The sequence below is a fragment of the Pseudomonas sp. 10C3 genome (genome assembly GCF_036346185.1).
Taxonomy (GTDB): Bacteria; Pseudomonadota; Gammaproteobacteria; order Pseudomonadales; family Pseudomonadaceae; genus Aquipseudomonas.
Genome location: NZ_JASJVE010000014.1, coordinates 15,915 through 33,661, shown reverse-complemented (window position 1 = coordinate 33,661; position 17,747 = coordinate 15,915). Strand labels below are relative to the sequence as shown.

At 58.2% G+C, this 17,747-nt stretch carries 16 protein-coding genes; 9 read left to right on the top strand and 7 right to left on the bottom strand.

The genetic code is table 11. From position 1 onward, the window contains the following. Both QN399_RS14960 and QN399_RS14955 read right to left on the bottom strand, forming a co-directional pair. The gene (locus QN399_RS14960; protein WP_322180308.1) at positions 1-474 is read right to left on the bottom strand and encodes a cyclic nucleotide-binding domain-containing protein; all 474 of its coding nucleotides are present in this window, start codon (positions 472-474) and stop codon (positions 1-3) included. Between the two features lie 78 nt (positions 475-552). Further along, positions 553-2,628 carry a S9 family peptidase gene (locus tag QN399_RS14955; protein WP_322180307.1) on the bottom strand — a complete coding sequence of 692 codons (2,076 nt, stop codon included), beginning with the start codon at positions 2,626-2,628 and terminating at the stop codon, positions 553-555. Between the two features lie 153 nt (positions 2,629-2,781). On the opposite strand from QN399_RS14955, the gene QN399_RS14950 reads away from it, so the two are divergent. From QN399_RS14950 to QN399_RS14925, 6 genes are all read left to right on the top strand, one after another. Continuing rightward, positions 2,782-3,276, top strand: a complete 495-nt coding sequence (locus QN399_RS14950) for an MFS transporter (protein WP_322180305.1) — start codon at positions 2,782-2,784, stop codon at positions 3,274-3,276. An 84-nt stretch (positions 3,277-3,360) separates the two neighbouring features. Then, the gene (locus QN399_RS14945; RefSeq protein WP_323566265.1) at positions 3,361-4,134 is read left to right on the top strand and encodes a class II glutamine amidotransferase; all 774 of its coding nucleotides are present in this window, start codon (positions 3,361-3,363) and stop codon (positions 4,132-4,134) included. A gap of 13 nt (positions 4,135-4,147) precedes the next feature. After that, a complete protein-coding gene (locus QN399_RS14940) occupies positions 4,148-4,672 on the top strand; it encodes a DUF2937 family protein (RefSeq protein WP_330201101.1) in 525 nt (174 codons plus the stop codon). 174 nt (positions 4,673-4,846) lie between these two features. Then, a complete protein-coding gene (locus QN399_RS14935) occupies positions 4,847-5,599 on the top strand; it encodes a 5-oxoprolinase subunit PxpA (RefSeq protein WP_322180299.1) in 753 nt (250 codons plus the stop codon). Next, the gene (gene pxpB / locus QN399_RS14930) at positions 5,596-6,300 is read left to right on the top strand and encodes a 5-oxoprolinase subunit PxpB (protein WP_322180297.1); all 705 of its coding nucleotides are present in this window, start codon (positions 5,596-5,598) and stop codon (positions 6,298-6,300) included. Before QN399_RS14935 ends, pxpB begins: the two co-directional genes overlap by 4 nt. Further along, a complete protein-coding gene (locus QN399_RS14925; protein WP_323566267.1) occupies positions 6,297-7,217 on the top strand; it encodes a biotin-dependent carboxyltransferase family protein in 921 nt (306 codons plus the stop codon). Before pxpB ends, QN399_RS14925 begins: the two co-directional genes overlap by 4 nt. Before the next feature lie 46 nt (positions 7,218-7,263). Here the strand turns inward: QN399_RS14925 and QN399_RS14920 are convergent, their stop codons facing one another. From QN399_RS14920 to QN399_RS14910, 3 genes are all read right to left on the bottom strand, one after another. Beyond that, a complete protein-coding gene (locus tag QN399_RS14920) occupies positions 7,264-8,442 on the bottom strand; it encodes a VWA domain-containing protein (protein ID WP_330201100.1) in 1,179 nt (392 codons plus the stop codon). Positions 8,443-8,463: 21 nt separating this feature from the next. Beyond that, entirely contained in the window at positions 8,464-9,309 is an 846-nt protein-coding gene (locus QN399_RS14915; RefSeq protein ID WP_219064215.1) for a MoxR family ATPase, read from the bottom strand. Positions 9,310-9,510: 201 nt separating this feature from the next. Next, positions 9,511-10,581 carry a DUF748 domain-containing protein gene (locus tag QN399_RS14910; RefSeq protein WP_322180290.1) on the bottom strand — a complete coding sequence of 357 codons (1,071 nt, stop codon included), beginning with the start codon at positions 10,579-10,581 and terminating at the stop codon, positions 9,511-9,513. A 125-nt stretch (positions 10,582-10,706) separates the two neighbouring features. Between QN399_RS14910 and cysK the strand changes: the two genes are divergently transcribed. Both cysK and QN399_RS14900 read left to right on the top strand, forming a co-directional pair. Next, the gene (gene cysK / locus QN399_RS14905; RefSeq protein WP_322180288.1) at positions 10,707-11,681 is read left to right on the top strand and encodes a cysteine synthase A; all 975 of its coding nucleotides are present in this window, start codon (positions 10,707-10,709) and stop codon (positions 11,679-11,681) included. Between the two features lie 192 nt (positions 11,682-11,873). Next, complete coding sequence (locus QN399_RS14900; protein ID WP_322180285.1) at positions 11,874-12,812, top strand: aspartyl/asparaginyl beta-hydroxylase domain-containing protein; 939 nt, start codon at positions 11,874-11,876, stop codon at positions 12,810-12,812. A 44-nt stretch (positions 12,813-12,856) separates the two neighbouring features. Here QN399_RS14900 and QN399_RS14895 read toward each other — a convergent pair whose 3' ends face one another. Then, the gene (locus tag QN399_RS14895; protein WP_322180283.1) at positions 12,857-13,765 is read right to left on the bottom strand and encodes a DMT family transporter; all 909 of its coding nucleotides are present in this window, start codon (positions 13,763-13,765) and stop codon (positions 12,857-12,859) included. Positions 13,766-13,905: 140 nt separating this feature from the next. Between QN399_RS14895 and aceK the strand changes: the two genes are divergently transcribed. After that, a complete protein-coding gene (gene aceK / locus QN399_RS14890; protein ID WP_330201099.1) occupies positions 13,906-15,639 on the top strand; it encodes a bifunctional isocitrate dehydrogenase kinase/phosphatase in 1,734 nt (577 codons plus the stop codon). Between the two features lie 106 nt (positions 15,640-15,745). On the opposite strand, the gene mnmC is transcribed toward aceK, so the two are convergent. Continuing rightward, on the bottom strand, positions 15,746-17,725 hold the full coding sequence (gene mnmC / locus QN399_RS14885) for a bifunctional tRNA (5-methylaminomethyl-2-thiouridine)(34)-methyltransferase MnmD/FAD-dependent 5-carboxymethylaminomethyl-2-thiouridine(34) oxidoreductase MnmC (RefSeq protein WP_330201098.1): 1,980 nt from the start codon (positions 17,723-17,725) through the stop codon (positions 15,746-15,748). Positions 17,726-17,747: the final 22 nt, after the last annotated feature.

Here is a 17,747-nt window from a genome sequence, read left to right as displayed (position 1 = left end):
TCAGACCTGCTGCGCAAGCAGTTGTCCGTCGACCATGCGCAGGCGTTTGGACAATGCGACGGCAATCGCGCGAATGATTTTTGCGGCAATTTTGGGTGCGTCGTTGAGCATTTTATCCAGCGAGTCCTTGCCCATATTCAGCAAGCAGCAAGGGGTGGCCGCGAAGCAACTGGCTGAGCGGCGCTCACCGTCAAGCACCGCCATTTCGCCGAACGCGCGACCTTTACGCAGGTTGGCGATCTCGATCGATTGCCCATCACTGTTGAGTTTGCGCACCGAGACCCTGCCGGAATGGATGATGCACATGAAACTGCCAGCATCGCCTTCCTTAAATATATCCTGACCTTGCTCGATGGTGCTGATACTGAAATAGCCCGCTGCCGCCTGAAAGTCGGCAGGTAGCAAGGTATTGAACAGACCGCAGTCCATCAGCATGTCGCGGATTTCATTGTTCAGGGAGGTGGGTTCTGACATGGCTCGACAGTCTTTTTTTTGGTTGGAGAAGGGGGGCGATGGAAAGGGCCTGCGACGCAGACCCACTTCTAAGACCCATCAAACGCTGGGAGTTCCCTCGGTCAAGTGCAGTACTTTTAAAACAAACGCGTATTCCAGCGCCACGTCGCGCAGCCCTTGATAACGACCGCTCATACCTCCGTGTCCTGCACCCAGTTCGGTCCTGAGCAGCAACAGGTTGTCGTCGGTCTTGTTGGCGCGCAATTTTGCCACCCACTTGGCCGCTTCCCAATATTGCACGCGGGTGTCGTTGTAACCGGCAATCACCAGGGTCGCCGGGTAAGGTTGGGCGCTGACATTTTCATACGGCGCGTAACCCTTGATGCGCTCATACACGTCTGCTTGCTCCGGGTTACCCCATTCGTCGTATTCCGTGACGGTCAGCGGCAAGTCTGGATCGAGCATGGTGTTCAGCACATCGACAAACGGTACTTCGGCAATCGCCACCTTGAACAACTCCGGGCGCTGATTAAGCACCGCGCCGATCAACAAACCACCCGCACTGCCGCCACTGATGATTAATTGCCCGGCTGTGGTCAGGCCGTTGTCGATCAAATGTTCGGCGCAGGCAATGAAGTCGCCGAAGGTGTTTTGCTTGTGTTCTTGCTTGCCGTCGCGATACCAGGCTTCGCCCAATTCGCCGCCACCGCGCACGTGGGCAATGGCGAACGCGATGCCGCGATCAAGCAGGCTCAAGCGCGCATGGGAGAACCACGGATCCAGGCTTTCGCCATAAGCGCCGTATCCATAGAGGTACAGGGGCGTCGAGCTGCCCTGAAGTTCTCGCTTGACCACCAGGCTGATCGGCACCTGCGTGCCATCGGCCGCAGTTGCCCACAGGCGTTGGCTGACGTAGGCGTCGGGGTCGAACGGGCCTAACACCGGGGTTTCCTTGAGCACCACCTGCTCACCCGTGGCCAGCGTCAATTGGCGCACCTGCGACGGGCGATTGAGCGATTGATAACGCAGGCGAATCGTTTCGCTCTTGAACTCCAGCGTGTCCTGCACATACAGGCTGTACGCGGCATCGGGCAATTGCACGCGATAAGACGGAAGACCTTGGGGATGCACTTCAATGATCGGCAGACCGCCTTCGCGCAAACTCAGGCTCATGCCTTTGGCATTGAGGCTCAACCCTTCAAGCATCACCGTGTCGCGATGAGCGATCAGGGTTTGCCAGTCTTCACGGGAGGGTGCGCCGCTGGCTTTTTCAGCCGCCTGATACAGGGCGAAGTTGATACCGCTTTGGTTGCTGCGGATCAGCCAGCTCCATGCACCATCGATTTGGCCGTGGTCCGGGAAGTACTCATGACCTTCGACGCGCGGCGCCAGGCAGATAAACGCCTGATCGGGCTTTTCCGCGTCCAGCACCCAGGCCTCGCTGGTGGTTTTGCTGCTGAGTAACAGTACCAACTGCCGCTCGGAACTGGTGCGGTAGCAATTGAGGAAAAAGCGCCCGTCCGGTTCGTTGAAAACCAGGTCCGCCGAGTCCTTGCCCAGGTGATGGCGATAGAGTTTGTGCGGGCGATGGGTATCATCCAGTTCGCCAAAGAACAGTGTCTGGCTGTCGTTGGCCCAGGTCATGCTGCCATCGCAATCCTCGAAGGGAAGATGGGTGACCTGGCCGCTGCTCAGTTCTTTGACGTAGAGCTGATAGACCTCTTCGCCGTTGGTGTCGAGGCTGTAGGCCAGGCGCTGATGGTCGGGGCTGATGCTGAACGCGCCCATCGAGAAAAAACCGCCAGCGGCCAGCACGTTGGGGTCAAGTAACAATTGTTGTTGCTGTTCATCAATAAACAGAGAGTCGTCCGTCGGACGCGGGCAGCGGTAGTGCCGTGCGTATTCGTCGCCCTCGGTGGTGCGCGTGTAATACAAAAACGGTCCCCATGGAGAGGGCAGCGACAGATCGGTTTCGAGAATGCGGCTCTTGATCTCCTGGAACAGGGTTTCGCGCAGGGCATCCTGATCGGCCAATTGCGCGTGGAGGTAATCGTTCTCGGCTTTGAGGTAGTCCAGAACCTCTTCGGCGTCGCGGTTGTGCAACCACGCATAAGGGTCGGAACCCGTGTCTTTACGAGCGATCGGCGCGGTGGGGCGGGTGGCGGATGAAGGCATGCGGGGCTCTCTATAAAAATAATCGGGCCGTGAAAGACCTTGATTCAGCCGAGGATTGCCGCTGGGTGGCAACCGATTACTGACACCAGGGAGGCCGGGTCAGCGAAAAGCCGTTATCATAAGCGCCTCTTTGCCTGGCTTACCACGAACGTCATGACCGAGAACGATTATCTAACTGCTTGGGGCCTTTACGCTTTTGCTGCGCTGGGCTGCCTGTGGGTGTGGTTCAAGCTGACTGGGTGGATGTGGCGCTGGCTGCGCGAGCCGCTGCGGGTCCTGGGTGCGGTTTTGCTGTTCAGTCCGACCATCATCGACCCGGTGAAGGAAAAATTCGCCCCGGCAGTCGCAATCACCGCGCTGGATCTGGCCTTCAAGGTTGGCAACAACGTCTGGCGAGCGGTGTCGGATCTGGCCATGTACGCCATGATTGCCTTTGGCCTTTACCTTCTTTTTGTGCTGGTGCGCTGGCCGCTGGAAAAGCGCCGCACAGCCCGTCAGCCTCAGGCCGGGACCGAGCCGTCAACGCCTGCGCAGAGCGACGATGACGAACCCTTTGCTCCGGTTGACGGTGATCGTTATGGACGTAAACCCGCAGCGGCTCCCGGCAGCAGCGCCAGCAGCCGTATACGGGTTGAACCGCGCCTGTAGAACTTCCGCTTCGTTGGCAAATGCGCCTCGCCTTGAGGCCGGCGCGACCTGTATTGCTGAACGTATTGAAGCGAGAGTTTAAGCATGTGTGAATTACTGGGCATGAGCGCCAACGTACCGACCGATATCGTGTTCAGCTTCACCGGGCTGATACAACGGGGTGGACGTACAGGTCCGCATCGGGATGGCTGGGGCATCGCCTTTTACGAAGGCCGTGGCCTGCGCCTGTTCCAGGACCCGGCCGCGAGCAGTGAGTCGGAAGTCGCGCTGTTGGTGCAGCGCTACCCCATCAAAAGCGAAGTGGTCATTGGTCATATCCGTCAGGCCAATGTCGGCAAGGTCTGCTTGTCCAACACCCATCCCTTCGTCCGTGAATTGTGGGGCCGTAACTGGTGCTTCGCCCATAACGGTCAGTTGGCGCAATTCAATCCACGCGCAACGTTCTACCGGCCGGTAGGTGATACCGACAGCGAGTCGGCCTTCTGTGATCTGCTCAACCGGGTCCGTGAAGCCTTTCCCGAGCCGGTCGAGATCGAGCAGCTGCTGCCTTCGTTGGTCGAAGCGTGTGCCGAGTATCGCAGTAAAGGCGTATTCAATTGCCTGCTGAGTGATGGCGACTGGCTGTTCTGTTTCTGTTCGAGCAAGCTGGCGCACATCACTCGGCGTGCGCCGTTCGGCCCGGCTCGCCTGAAAGATGTCGATGTGATCGTCGATTTTCAGGCAGAAACCACCCCCAATGACGTGGTGACGGTGATTGCCACCGAGCCGTTGACCGAAAACGAGACCTGGACGCGTTACGAGCCAGGGGAATGGAGCCTTTGGCGCCGCGGCGAGTGCGTAATCCAGGGCCGAACCTGAAAGAGAGGGACCTATGCTGCGAAGCTATCTGCGATTGGTATTGTTCACGGTGGGTCTGTTGCTCGGTGTGCAAATTCCGGGATTCATCAGCGATTACAGCAAGCGCGTGGAAGCGCACTTGATCGAGGCGCAGCAAAGCCTCAAAGGCTACTCCGACACTGCCGAACGCTTCTTCAAGGGCGATTTACAGGCGTTGGTCGCGCATTACCGTAGCAGTGAAGACCCGGTGTTTCGCAGTGATGCCGACAGCCTCAACCTATTGCTGACCCGCAATCAGTTGCTCGACCGCGAGTGGCAGGCCTTGCAGGGCCCTTGGTATGCCAAGGCCTGGCATGTGGTCTCTGCCGCCAATCCGGACATTCGTTGGGAAACCTTCAATGCCTACACGTACCAAGTCCTGCTGGTCCCGGAGGTCATCGCCTGGGGTATCGTCTGCGCCTTGCTGCTGGCGCTGGTGGTGGAGAGCTTCTTCCTGCTGATCGGCTGGGTGATCAATGGCGGACGACGCAAGCCGTTACTGAATCGGGATCTGCGCTAAACCCTTCTGCGTCATCGGCTTGTCAGGCAGCGAAGGCCTGCCTGACAAGCTCCATCACTTTTTCTTATCCCTGCACCTTGGTTTTATTCGTTGGACGCCCTGTCCGATTACACTCAAAAATGTGCTCTACAGAGGCCAGTTCCTCAAAACTTCAACGCACGCAGGACATTCCCTATGGGCCGCCTGTTATTGAATTGCGATATGGGTGAGAGCTACGGCGCGTGGACCATGGGTCTCGACGCTGAAGTGATGCCGTTTATTGATTGCGCCAATATCGCCTGCGGCTTCCATGCCGGAGACCCTGGGATCATGCGAAAAACGGTGAGCCTGGCCTTGGCCCATGACGTCATGATCGGTGCCCACCCGGCGTACCCGGATCTGGTGGGCTTTGGTCGGCGCTCAATGGTCTGTACCCCGGCTGAAATCCAGGACTTGCTGCACTATCAGATCGGTGCGCTGGACGGCATTTGCCGGGTACAAGGTGGCCGCGTTCGCTACGTCAAACCTCATGGTGCGATGTACAACGACATGATGGCCAGCCCCGAGCAGTTGCGTGCCGTGATCCAGGCCATCGCCCGCTACGACGCGCAATTACCGCTGATGCTGATGGCCACTCGCGACAACAGTGCTGCGCAAGCGCTGGGTGATGAATTCGGCGTGCAGTTGTGGTTCGAAGCCTTTGCCGACCGCGCCTACGACAGCGCCGGGCGCCTGGTGTCACGGCAACTACCGGGCGCCGTGCACCATGACCCTGAAGTCATCATCGGCCAGGCCCTCACGCTGTCCCGTGGTGACCCCTTGCGTGCCAGCGATGGCAGCGAACTGCACTTGAAGGCCGATACCCTGTGTGTGCATGGCGATAACGCCAGTTCGGTGAGTGCCGTACAGCGCATCCGCCGGGCGTTGGGTGAGCAATCAGCGTCATGACGTTGCGCATAGAAGTGGTGGCCATCGATTGTTTGATGGTGCGTCTGTTCGATGCCATCGACGAAGCGAATATGCCGTGGATGCTGGCCGCCAGTGCACGTTTGCGTGAACGCTTCGCCAGCCACTTGATTGATCTGGTGCCGTCCTACACCACCTTGATGGTCCATTACGACCTGACCCGGTTGAGTCCGGATCAGGCTCGGGAATTGATTCATCAGGCGCTGGCCGATCTGGCGCCTGATCCGCAGGCCATCGGCAAACGCCATGTGTTACCGGTCTGGTATGACCTGAGCGTCGGCCCGGAACTGACGTTGTTGGCCAGGCGCAGCGGTTTGAGCATCAGCGAGGTCATTGCGCATCACAGTGAGCGCGACTATCAGGTGTTTGCCCTGGGGTTCGCGCCTGGGTTCGCGTTTATGGGGCTGGTCGAAGAAATCCTTGCCGCGCCACGCCTGAACACACCGCGTAAGCGTGTGGCTGCCGGTAGCGTGGGCATCGCCGAGCGTCAGACCGCCGCTTACCCCGTGGTGTCGCCGGGTGGCTGGAACCTGATCGGCCGTACTCCCAGCAAATTGTTCGACCGCCAACGCGAGGGTTACAGCTTGATGCAACCGGGTGATCGAGTGTGCTTTACCCCCGTCGATCATGCCGAATTCGTGCGCCTGGGCGGCGATGACACGCCGTTGGAGGTGCAGGCATGAGTGCCTTATTGATCGAAGCCAGCACCCCGTTGTGCCTGCTGCAGGATGCCGGACGCTTTGGTGTTCGTCATTTGGGCGTGACCCAAGGCGGGGCGGCGGATTGGGTCTCGATGTCCTGGGCGAACAACCTGCTGGGCAATCAGCTGGACGCGGCGGTGATCGAGGTGACGCTGGGCGGCTTGACCCTGCTCGCCGAACAGGATTGCTGCCTGGCGCTGGCGGGTGCCGATCTCGGCGCGTTGCTGGGCAGTCGGCCGCTGGCACCCTGGCGCAGTTTTTTCATGCGCAAGGGTGAGCGTTTACGCTTTACCCAACCGATCCTGGGTGCGCGGGCTTATCTCGCGGCTCCCGGAGGCTTCGATGCGCCATCGGTGCTCGGCAGTTGCGCTACGGTCGTGCGTGAAGAACTGGGCGGGCTGGATGGAATGGGCAAAGCACTGGCCAAAGGGGATCACCTGTCTTACGCCGGTTCGGCGTTCGTCCTGCATGCTCTGCCGGATCATTTGACCCCCGATCTCAACCTGAACAGTTCATTGGACGTTGTGCTCGGCGCACAAATTGGCCAGTTCAGCGGCTTGAGCCTGTTCGATGCCTTCAACAGCGAGTGGATCCTCGACAGCCGTGCCGACAGGATGGGCATTCGTTTATTGGGACCGGAACTGGTTTATCAGGGCGCGCCGCTGATCTCCGAAGGCATCCCGCTGGGCGCGATTCAGGTGCCGCCGGACGGGCAACCGATTGTGCTGCTCAATGACCGACAAACCATTGGCGGGTACCCAAGACTTGGGGCGTTGACCCCGTTGGCATTGGCCCGACTGGCCCAATGCCTGCCGGGCGCACCTGTCAGTCTCAAGCCGATTGTGCAGACAGCAGCGCATCAGCAGCATATGGAGTATGTGCAGCGTTTTCAGGGTTGAGGGTGAAACTAATGGCCTCTTCGCGAAGAGGCCATGGATCAGGCAGCTATTTCGCCAAAAACCGCATCCCTTCTTCCAGCCCACGCAAGGTTAGCGGAAACATCTGATCGTCAATCAGATCGCGCACGATGTTGGTCGAGGCGGTGTAGTTCCAGGTGTCTTTGGGGTAGGGGTTGATCCAGATGAGCTTCTTGTATTTTTCCTTGAAGCGCTGCATCCACCGATAACCCGGCTCTTCGTTCCAGTGCTCTACGCTGCCACCCGCCTGGGTGATTTCGTAGGGCGCCATGGCCGCGTCGCCGATAAAGATCACTTTGTAATCGGCACCGTATTTGTTCAGCAAGTCCTGGGTGGCAGTGCGCTCCGCGCCACGGCGCAGGTTGTTCTTCCACACCGATTCATAAATGAAGTTGTGGAAGTAGAAATACTCCAGGTGTTTGAACTCGGTCTTGCACGCCGAGAACAACTCTTCGCAGGTTTTGACGTGAGCATCCATCGAGCCACCGATGTCGAACAGCAGCAACAACTTGATGGTGTTGCGCCGTTCCGGGCGCATCTGAATGTTCAGCAGGCCCGCATCACGGGCGGTGTGGTCGATTGTGCCGTCGATGTCGAGCTCTTCAGCGGCGCCTTGACGGGCGAATTTACGCAAACGGCGCAGCGCAATCTTGATGTTGCGCGTGCCCAACTCGACCTGATCGTCGAGGTTCCGGTACTCGCGCTGGTCCCAGACCTTGACCGCTTTGCCTTGACGCTTGCCGGCATCACCTACGCGGATACCTTCCGGGTTGAAACCGCCTGAGCCAAATGGGCTGGTGCCGCCAGTGCCAATCCACTTGTTGCCGCCCGCGTGGCGTTCTTTTTGCTCTTCGAGGCGTTTCTTGAATTCTTCGATCAGCTTGTCCAAGCCACCCAGGGTCTGGATCTGCGCGCGTTCTTCGTCGGTCAAGGAGCGTTCGAACTCCTTGCGCAGCCAGTCTTCAGGGATCAGTGCCTGGAGATGATCATCGAGCTTTTCCAAGCCGTTGAAGTAGGCGCCGAACGCCCGGTCGAACTTGTCGAAGTGGCGTTCATCCTTGACCAGAATAGTGCGGGCGAGAAAGTAGAACTCGTCCATGTCAGCGAAGGTCACCCGCTGTTTCAGCGCATTGATCAGATCGAGCAGCTCGCGCACAGACACCGGCACCTTGGCTGCACGCATTTCATTGAACAGGTTGAGCAGCATGGCGATCGCCCTTATTCGTGCTTAGCGGTTGCCGCGACGGCTCATGAACGCCAAGCGCTCAAGCAATTGCACGTCCTGCTCGTTCTTGACCAGGGCTCCGGCCAGCGGCGGGATGGCCTTGGTGGGATCGCGTTCGCGCAGCACCGCTTCGCCGATGTTGTCGGCCATCAGCAGTTTCAGCCAGTCGACCAGTTCCGATGTGGACGGTTTTTTCTTCAGTCCGGGGACTTTACGCACGTCGAAGAACACATCGAGGGCTTCGCTGACCAGATCCTTTTTGATGTTCGGGTAATGCACATCGACAATCTTTTGCAGGGTGACGCGGTCCGGGAAGGCGATGTAGTGAAAGAAGCAACGACGCAGGAAGGCGTCAGGCAGTTCTTTTTCGTTGTTCGATGTAATGATGATGATCGGGCGTACTTTCGCTTTGATCGTTTCATCTATCTCGTAAACATAGAACTCCATCTTGTCGAGTTCTTGCAACAGGTCGTTAGGGAACTCGATGTCGGCCTTGTCGATCTCATCGATCAGCAGGATGACCCGCTCTTCGGCCTCGAAGGCTTCCCACAGCTTGCCCTTCTTCAGGTAGTTACGTACGTCGTGGACTTTATCCACACCCAACTGCGAATCACGCAAACGGCTGACGGCGTCGTACTCGTACAGGCCCTGATGCGCTTTGGTGGTGGATTTGATGTGCCAGGTAATCAACCGGGCGCCGAAGGATTCGGCCAGTTGTTCGGCCAACATGGTTTTGCCGGTGCCAGGCTCGCCTTTGACCAGCAGTGGCCGCTCCAGAGTGATAGCAGCGTTGACCGCGAGCTTCAGGTCGTCAGTGGCGACGTATGCGCTGGTGCCTTCGAACTTCATCTAAAAATCCTCGAACGGTATCGCCTGAAACGGCGCAAAAAAAGGTACTTAATGTGCCGACTATACCGCGCAGGCCGGGCGACTGTGAACGCAGAGGCGCCATTCAGTCTCTGAATGGCGCGTCACGATTTGACTGGGTCAAGATTAGATCAGCCATTGTTTAAGTCCTGTCCCCGTTGAAAAAGCACTAATCCACCTTGGCTACTGTGTTTTGCTGTTGTCATAGCGGGTGTTGAACGCCTGAATGAAGGCGTTGCGCAGGATCTGCAGGAATGCCTGAAAGCCGCTGATGTCTTGTTGGTGCACGCTGCCACTGAGTTCTACGCGGGTGGCGAATTGGTTTTTGCTTTGGTTCTTCAAGACGGTTTCGCTGGTGCCGACCACTGCCTCCCAGATCGAGCGGAAGAAGCTTTTGTTCTGGTTCTCGACATCCTGCTGCCAGTTGAACACCTCGACATCGCGCAGCAGCGGTTTGATATAACCGCTGAGCTTGCCCTTGTTGGCCTGGGCTTCGATCACCACGTCACCGCTGCCGGCATTGAAGTCGAATTTGCCGTAGGCCGAAGCGAAGTCGTTGAGGCTTTTAAGTTCTATCCCGATCGAACGGAGGCGGAAGTCGAAGTCTTCAAAGTTACTGAATGGATCGAATGTGGCCGAGGTTTCCAGCGGTGCGTTCCCGGGTAACAGGGCTTTGCCCTCAAATCGGGCTTCGTGCATGCCTTTTTCGTCGGCGATATTGGTCAGGTTGAACAGGCTGGCGTTCACGTGATCGGCTTCGATCTTCACGTTCGGCGTCGAGTTGAAATTATTGAAGGTGATGCGCCCGTCATCTATACGTACTTCGTTGAGAGTGATAGGCAACAGCTTGTTCAATTGGGCGCGCCAGTCGGTGCCTTGACCGGTCTGCGAAGCCTGTTTGTTGGTGCCGCCGTCGACGAAGTTCAGCTCGGGTTTGATGAAGACCACCTGGGCCACCACGGCACGGTCATACCATAACGAATGCCAGCTCACCGCCAGGTCGATGACCGGCGCATTGACGAATGGCACGGGCACCTTGCCTTGCACCTTGACGATACTCAGCCCATTGATTCGATACGCTCCACGCCACAGGGCCAGATCGACGTCGGTGACCTGGCCACGGTAGTCGCCCATATTGGCGAGCTTGTCGTTCAAATAGTGACGCACCAGATAGGGCAGGGCGATGTCTGCGGCAATCAGCACGACCACGATTCCCGCAACGGTCCAAAGTGGCCAGCTATAGCGACGTTTCATGTTGAGGGTGTCCTGTTCAGTAGAGCTGATGACTGTCTGGCACGGCATCCGTTCGCTACGACTGGACGCACCCCTGCTGGCGGCATACGCTTTGATTTTTTCAAGCACGTGCAAAGGATACCGCCATGAGCCGCATCTACGCTGACAATGCCCATTCCATCGGTAACACGCCATTGGTGCAGATCAACCGTATCGCACCGCGCGGGGTCACTATCCTGGCCAAGATTGAAGGGCGCAACCCCGGATATTCGGTGAAATGCCGAATCGGCGCCAGCATGATCTGGGACGCTGAAAGCAGCGGTAAGCTCAAGCCGGGCATGACCATCGTCGAGCCGACTTCAGGCAATACCGGGATCGGTTTGGCTTTTGTGGCGGCGGCCCGGGGTTACAAGCTGGTGTTGACCATGCCTGCGTCGATGAGCATCGAACGGCGCAAGGTGCTTAAGGCATTGGGCGCCGAGTTGGTGCTGACCGAACCTGCCAAGGGTATGAAAGGCGCCATCGAAAAAGCCGAAGAACTGGTCGCCAGCAATCCGGCCCTCCATTTCATGCCCTCACAGTTCGATAACCCGGCCAACCCGGCGATCCATGAGAAGACCACGGGTCCGGAGATCTGGAACGATACCGACGGTGCCATTGATGTGCTAGTGGCGGGTGTGGGTACCGGTGGCACGATTACCGGGATTTCGCGTTATATCAAACACACGGCGGGCAAGCCGATTCTGTCGGTGGCGGTCGAGCCCATAGGTTCGCCGATCATCACCCAGACGCTGGCTGGTGAAGAAATCAAACCTGCTCCGCACAAGATTCAGGGGATCGGTGCCGGTTTCATACCCAGGAATCTCGACTTGTCGATCATTGATCGGGTCGAACTGGTCAGCGATGAAGAGTCCAAGGCCATGGCGTTGCGCCTGATGCGCGAAGAGGGGATTTTGTGTGGTATTTCATGCGGTGCAGCGATGGCCGCAGCGGTACGCATGGCCGAAACCCCGGAAATGCAGGGTAAAACCATTGTCGTGATCCTGCCCGACTCCGGTGAGCGTTACCTGTCGAGCATGTTGTTCAGTGATCTGTTTACTGATCAGGAAAATCAGCAGTAGCCCATTTTGGTCTTAGGTCGCTTTGTACCCGGCCCGTGAAGGCTTATGATGGCCGGCTTCCAACCCGCTGTGCGCGCATTTTGCAAAGACGGAATGCGTGAGCGGTTGTTCCCCGAACAGCCGCTTTCAGTATCAGATAATTAAAACAGTGCCGCGGCGTGCAATTAGTTGTCCATTTTCAAGGAGAGTTTCATGACCTTTTCTTTCGCCGCCAAAGCCTCGATTTTGATGCTTTTCGTAGGAAGCACGTTGTATGTGCATCTGCGGGGTAAAGCGCGACTGCCATTGCTCCGCCAGTTCGTCAACCATTCCGCGTTGTTTGCCCCCTATAACGCCTTGATGTATCTGTTCTCCGGCGTGCCTTCGAAGCCTTATCTGGACCGCACCAAATTTCCTGAGATGGACGTGCTCAAGGACAACTGGCAAGTCATTCGCGAAGAAGCCATGCACTTGTTCGACGAGGGATATATCCGCGCTGCCGAGAAGGACAACGACGCCGGTTTCGGTTCGTTCTTCAAAAAAGGCTGGAAGCGCTTCTACCTCAAGTGGTACGACACCGCTTTGCCGTCGGCTGTGCTGTTGTGCCCCAAGACCGTCGAACTGGTGAATAGCATTCCCAACGTGAAGGGCGCGATGTTCGCGCTCTTGCCAGGTGATAGCCACCTCAATCCCCATCGCGACCCGTTTGCCGGCTCGCTGCGTTATCACTTGGGGCTGTCGACGCCAAACTCGGATGATTGCCGCATTTACGTCGATGGACAGGCGTATGCCTGGCGCGATGGCGAAGATGTGATGTTCGATGAAACCTACGTGCATTGGGTCAAGAACCAGACCGAAACCACCCGTGTGATTCTGTTCTGTGATGTCGAACGCCCTCTGCGCTCTCGGCTCATGACCCGCATCAATCGTTGGGTCAGCAGAGTCTTGGGGCATGCCACGGCGCCGCAGAACACAGATGATGAACGTGTCGGCGGGATTAACCAGGCGTATGCCTACAGCAAGCGTTTTAGCAATGGCATGAGCTCCAGCGTCAAACAGTTCAAGCGTCGTCACCCCAAGGCCTACCGTGTCATGCGTCCGGTATTGGCGGTGATCGTTCTGACCTTGCTCGGCTATTGGCTGTTCGGCTGATACAACGTCGGACGGGTGTTTGTGTTTCGCACGCCTGACGCAGGTTAATGCTCACCTGCTGAAGCCTTCGCCATTGCGACAGGCTTCAGCACCAGCCACAGCGCTACCGCAATCAATACGCCGCCATACAGATGAGCCCACGACAGCGGTTCATCGAGAAACAGTGCGCCCCACAGTACGCCGAAGGGCGGGATCATGAAGGTCACGGTCATCGAACTGAGCGGGCCAATGTCGCTAAGCAGCCGAAAGAACAGGATGTAGGCGAACGCGGTGCACACCAGTCCCAGTCCGAGTAACGACAGCCACACGCTGCTCCCGCCCCAACTGGCGGGTGGATGGCTGATGACGCTGTAGCCGAATAGCGGCAGCAATAACAGCGTGGCGCCGAGCATGCTGCCGACGGTGGCGAGCCTTGGGTCGAGCCCACCTTGCTGATCGAGCCAGCGGTGAGCGAGGAAGCCGGCGAAGCCGTAGCTTGTCGTTGCCAGCAAACAGGCCAGAGCGCCGGTCAGCAGCTCCCGATTGAAAGCCACGGGCCCCGCACGGGTCAGGATGCCGACACCGAACAAGCCGAGAAACACCCCCGCGATTTTCACCGGGGACAGTTTTTGGCTGAAGAACAACCCACCAATCAATACGCCCATCAGCGGCGTCGTTGCGTTGAAAATCGATGAATAACCGGCGGGTAATACTTGAGCGGCTAATGAATACAAGGTCGCGGGCAGCCCGGAGTTGATCATCCCCAGCAGTAGGCAGATTTTGAATTTGCCGCGAAAATCCCAATCAATCCGCATCAGCCAGAGGATCACCAGCAAGCCGCCAGCGGCAATGGATACGCGAAAAAACGCCGTCGGTACGGTGCCGAGCACGGGTGCGATGATCCGCATGAACAGGAAGCTGGCGCCCCAGATGGCGGCGAGTGCTAATAAACGCAGGGTGTCGGCGGGTCTCAAATCCAGCTCCAGGCCGGTGGTCGGGGCGAGAGTGTCGCTGGGGCGGCGGGCTGAGCGCAACCGAGAGCGGAAAAATACGCTTCTCCTATGCCTGTCCACTGGCTAAGCTCGGGCTTCCGAATTCCTGACGAGATCTGTTTATGCCGCAGCAATGGCCAGCCGCCGATATCGCCCAAATGATTCTTGACGGTTTTGATGATTATCGAGAGCATTTTCGGCAGATTGCCGATGGTGCTCAGGCGCGCTTCGAACAAGCGTTATGGCAGGAAGCTCAGCGAGCATCGGCAGCGCGGATCAACCTATACGAAGAGAAAGTCAGCGAAGTGACCGAGCGTTTGCACGGTACGTTCGACGCCCAGGGCCTGTTGGATGTGAGCTGCTGGCCGCTGGTCAAAAACGCGTATATCAACCTGATCGATGTACGGTTTGACGATGAGCTGGCGGAAACCTGGTTCAACTCGATTTTCTGTGGCCTGTTCAGTCATGACCTGATCAGCGACGGCTGCATGTTCGTCCACACCACGCGTCCGTCTTTGCGCCGCCACGACAAGGCGGCTCAAACCCGCGTTTATCGGCCCCAGGGCGAGCTGTCGAGCATGCTCAAACAGATTTTTGCCGAGTATAAGTTCGATGTGCCGTTTGCCGATTTGCCGGGTGATCTGCAACGGCTTGAAGGGCAATTGCGGGAAAACCTGCCCGATTGGGTGTGCAAGGACCCGGCGCTCAGCGTGGAGCTGTTCTCGTCGATTCTGTACCGCAACAAAGGGGCGTATCTGGTCGGGCGCATTTTTACCCAAGACGAGCAATGGCCGCTGGTAATACCCCTGCTGCACCGTGAAGGCCGAGGTATCCAGATTGATGCGCTGATTACCGATGAAGCTGATGTGTCGATCATCTTCTCGTTCACACGCTCGTACTTCATGGTCGACGTGCCGGTGCCCGCAGAGTTTATCGGCTTTCTCAAGCGTATTTTGCCTGGCAAGCACATCGCCGAGCTGTACACCTCGATCGGGTTTTACAAACATGGCAAGTCCGAGTTCTACCGCGCCCTGATCAACCATCTGGCCACTACCGACGACCGCTTTATCATGGCGCCCGGTGTGCGCGGCATGGTCATGAGCGTGTTTACCCTGCCGGGTTTCAATACGGTGTTCAAGATCATCAAGGACCGCTTCGCGCCGTCGAAAAACGTCGACCGTGCCACGGTAATCGAAAAATACCGTCTGGTAAAAAGCGTCGACCGGGTAGGGCGCATGGCCGATACCCAGGAGTTCGCCGATTTCCGTTTTCCGTTGAACAAGTTTGATCCTGAGTGCCTCGCCGAACTGCTGGATGTGGCGGCGTCGACCGTTGAAGTCGAAGGCGACACCGTCCTGATCCGTCACTGCTGGACCGAGCGGCGTATGACGCCGTTGAACCTCTATCTGGAAAACGCCAACGAAGCCCAGGTGCGCGAAGCACTGGACGATTATGGGTTGGCGATCAAGCAGTTGGCTGCGTCGAATATTTTCCCCGGCGATATGCTGCTGAAGAACTTTGGCGTGACCCGTCACGGCCGGGTGGTGTTCTACGATTACGACGAAATTTGTTACCTCACCGAAGCCAATTTCCGCCACATCCCGGCGCCCCGTACGCCCGAAGATGAAATGTCCTCGGAGCCTTGGTATTCCATTGCTCCGCTGGATATTTTCCCTGAGGAGTTTCCACCGTTTCTGTTTGCCGACATGGGCCAGCGTCGGCTGTTCAATGAGCTCCACGGTGAGTTGTATGACGCTGATTACTGGAAAAGCCTGCAAGACGCGATTCGGGCGGGCAAGGTCATTGATGTCTTTCCCTACCGGCGCAAAGGGCGCATGGATGAGACGCTGGCCTGAGTTTTCAGCGCGGCAGTGCGCTGACTGCGTCGACATGAGCCGTCAGCGCCCGTCGCATGAAGATTGATGGCTAGTCAGCAGGGCACTGACGCCAGTCATCCCGTGTTTATATCTTTCCCCGAATCAACGCCCTCAACGCGAAACGGTTGGGATGGCAGGCTTCGGCAATGCTACGGGGCAACGGCAGGGGTTCGTTGTCCAGCCAGGCCGCGAGCAATTCGCCTGACAGTGGCGCGGTGATCAGCCCACGAGAGCCGTGACCACTGTTGATGTACAGGCCGTCGAGCCAAGGGCAAACGGTATCCGGCACTTGTCGGGCGTCTTTGCCCAGCGCCGCGTAAGCTTCCAGAAAACGCTGCTTATCCGCCAGCGGGCCGACGATGGGCAGGTAGTCCGGGCTGGTGCAACGGAATGCGGCTCGCCCTTGCAGGTACTCAGGTTCCAACGCGTCTGCGCCCAGCCGCTTGAGCAAGTCTTCGGAGATTTCTTGCAAGAGTTCGAGATTGCTCTGGTGCTCGGCACTGGTCGGCGTCTGGTCATCGCTTTTGAAGTCGAAGCTCGCCCCTAACGTGTGTTCGCCCAGCCGGGCGGGCGCCACATAACCTTCGGCGCAGACCACGGTGCTCAAGGCTTCGCTTGCCGGGGTCTGGGCAAGCCGGGTGATCTGCCCACGAATACGCTTGAGGGGTAATTCAGCGCTGGCCGGGAAGCGCTTGACCTCTGCAGCGCCGGCCAATATCACCACCGGAGCCTCGTCGAGCAATCGCTCTCCATCCCAGGCCTGCCACTGTTCGCCGCTACGACGCAGTTCCAGTACGTCGTGATGTGCCAACAGCTGAATATTGGGGTGCGTGGCCTGAAACTGGCACAGCGCGGGCGGATGTACCCAGCCTCCCTCGGGGAAAAATAAACCACCGCAAGACAGTGCAGTACCGGCTCGGGCTTCGGCGGTTGGCTGATCCAGTACGTGTAAGAGTTCGGGGGGGAACGCGTGCGCCAACTGCGTCTGGCGCTCGGCTTCCTTGTCATTGAAGGCCAGTTGCAACACGCCGCAGCCGTCCCAGTCGGTGCCCCGTTGCAGGTATTCCAGGTGGCGGCGGGTGTAACCAAAGCCGCTCAAAATCAGCTGCGACAACGCCGTGCCGTGGGCAGAAAGCTTCAAGTACAGCACCCCTTGCGGGTTGCCCGAAGCTTCCTGCGCCAGATCGCCGTGGCGTTCCATCAGGCTGACCTGCCAACCCCGCGCAGCGAGGCTGGCAGCTGTTGCGCAACCGGCCAGGCCAGCGCCGATTACCAACGCTTTGCGCTGAGTGGTGATCGGTGCCGGGCGGGCAAACCAGGGCTTGACGACTGCAGGCCTGGGCACGTCTTCCGGCCAACCGACAAACGCCCCGCGCAGCACCTCCCATTTATGCCCGATACCCGGCGTGCGGCGCATTTTGAAGCCTGCGGCGTTCAGCGCGCGACGTACCCATCCGGTACTGGTGAAGGTGCTGATGGTCGAACCCGGCGCCGCTAGCCGTGCCAGTTCGGCGAACAGTTCGGGCGTCCACATTTCCGGATTTTTTGCTGGAGCAAAACCGTCGAGGAACCACGCATCAATCTGCCCATCCAGCTGCGGCAACATGTCTAAAGCGTCGCCGATCAACAGGGTCAAGGTCACGCGACCGCCGTCGAACACCAAGCGCTGAAAACCGTCATGCACGGCGATGTACTGATCGAGCAGTTGCCCGGCACAGGTGGCCAGCTCCGGCCACAAGGCGAGGGCACGTTGCAGGTCGCAGCGGCTCAGTGGAAACTTCTCGACGCTAACGAAATGCAGGCGAGCGCCGGCAACAGCATGCTCGGCAAACAGCTGCCAGGCGCAAAGAAAATTCAAACCGGTGCCGAAGCCGGTTTCCCCGATAACCAGGCGCTCGCCTGCCGCCAGCGCCGCAAACCGGTTTGTCAGATCGTTCTGTTTCAGAAAGACATGGCGTGTTTCGTCTAGACCGGATTGGGTGGAGAAATAGACATCCGAAAATTCCCGCGAATGAGGATTTCCCTGTTCGTCCCAGTCGATCTGGGCGTGGGATGTGAAGGTCATGGTCGGCTCGGCGGCAGCAGGA

Excerpts from the sequence above, each read along its gene's own strand:
- QN399_RS14910 (WP_322180290.1), bottom strand. The coding sequence starts at position 10,581 with ATGAAACGTCGCTATAGCTGGCCACTTTGGACCGTTGCGGGAATCGTG.
- pxpB (WP_322180297.1), top strand. The coding sequence starts at position 5,596 with ATGACGTTGCGCATAGAAGTGGTGGCCATCGATTGTTTGATGGTGCGT.
- mnmC (WP_330201098.1), bottom strand. The coding sequence starts at position 17,725 with ATGACCTTCACATCCCACGCCCAGATCGACTGGGACGAACAGGGAAAT.
- QN399_RS14940 (WP_330201101.1), top strand. The coding sequence starts at position 4,148 with ATGCTGCGAAGCTATCTGCGATTGGTATTGTTCACGGTGGGTCTGTTG.
- QN399_RS14945 (WP_323566265.1), top strand. The coding sequence starts at position 3,361 with ATGTGTGAATTACTGGGCATGAGCGCCAACGTACCGACCGATATCGTG.
- QN399_RS14900 (WP_322180285.1), top strand. The coding sequence starts at position 11,874 with ATGACCTTTTCTTTCGCCGCCAAAGCCTCGATTTTGATGCTTTTCGTA.
- QN399_RS14960 (WP_322180308.1), bottom strand. The coding sequence starts at position 474 with ATGTCAGAACCCACCTCCCTGAACAATGAAATCCGCGACATGCTGATG.
- QN399_RS14920 (WP_330201100.1), bottom strand. The coding sequence starts at position 8,442 with ATGCTGCTCAACCTGTTCAATGAAATGCGTGCAGCCAAGGTGCCGGTG.
- QN399_RS14925 (WP_323566267.1), top strand. The coding sequence starts at position 6,297 with ATGAGTGCCTTATTGATCGAAGCCAGCACCCCGTTGTGCCTGCTGCAG.
- QN399_RS14935 (WP_322180299.1), top strand. The coding sequence starts at position 4,847 with ATGGGCCGCCTGTTATTGAATTGCGATATGGGTGAGAGCTACGGCGCG.
- cysK (WP_322180288.1), top strand. The coding sequence starts at position 10,707 with ATGAGCCGCATCTACGCTGACAATGCCCATTCCATCGGTAACACGCCA.
- QN399_RS14955 (WP_322180307.1), bottom strand. The coding sequence starts at position 2,628 with ATGCCTTCATCCGCCACCCGCCCCACCGCGCCGATCGCTCGTAAAGAC.
- QN399_RS14950 (WP_322180305.1), top strand. The coding sequence starts at position 2,782 with ATGACCGAGAACGATTATCTAACTGCTTGGGGCCTTTACGCTTTTGCT.
- aceK (WP_330201099.1), top strand. The coding sequence starts at position 13,906 with ATGCCGCAGCAATGGCCAGCCGCCGATATCGCCCAAATGATTCTTGAC.
- QN399_RS14915 (WP_219064215.1), bottom strand. The coding sequence starts at position 9,309 with ATGAAGTTCGAAGGCACCAGCGCATACGTCGCCACTGACGACCTGAAG.